General features: G+C 33.5%; 1 protein-coding gene. It reads right to left on the bottom strand.

Features of this window, described 5'->3' with window-relative positions:
• Positions 1–277 precede the first annotated feature (277 nt).
• Positions 278–606 (bottom strand): hypothetical protein (locus tag HMPREF3047_RS00675; protein WP_070711901.1); only part of this gene is annotated, 329 nt, incomplete at its 5' end.

The following is a 606-nucleotide window of genomic DNA, read 5'->3' as shown; positions in this document are numbered from 1 at the left end:
CTTTGTTTAGATTTCGGCTGTCGGGGGAAGAGCTTTTTTGCAAAGGTCTCATCCTGAATAGCAGATGCTTGTCGTTCATTTATTCTCATAAGTTTACCCTTCTGAAAAAATTAATTAATTTTAACACTGCCTGCCGGTTTGCCTGCCGTTCTTTTTGACTTGTTTTGGCAGCAAAAAGGGAATTTTTTGTGTTCAAAACCTTCGACTCCGCTTAAAGTCTTGCAGGATAAGGCTTGCAGGGGCTTCTAGCCCCTTTTTTGTCCTATATGCCGCTTATTCAATATTTAAAAGATATAATGGGGAATAGTGGATTATTCTCATCCCATGCTACCTCATAATTAACAAATATATTTTTTAATGTTTTAATGAAAGGAATGTTTAATTCAAATTTCTTTCCATTCCACTCTTCAAACGCCTCTGGAATATATTCCTTTATTAAATCTATCCCTTTTTTTGTTAATACAATTTCCCCCTGATACCACACCTCATTATCATTATTAAAAGGACTTTGTTTTGCTAAATTATGGCAAAAGTCTAAAATATCATTTTTCGTTTCAAAGTTGATAGGTTCAAGAGTTGCTAATTGACATATTAATAATCTATATA

It is taken from the genome of Neisseria sp. HMSC075C10 (assembly GCF_001815615.1).
In the GTDB taxonomy this organism is placed as follows: Bacteria; Pseudomonadota; Gammaproteobacteria; order Burkholderiales; family Neisseriaceae; genus Neisseria; species Neisseria subflava_A.
Note: the sequence above shows the minus strand (reverse complement) of the source record. Positions and strands in the feature narration are given on the sequence as shown.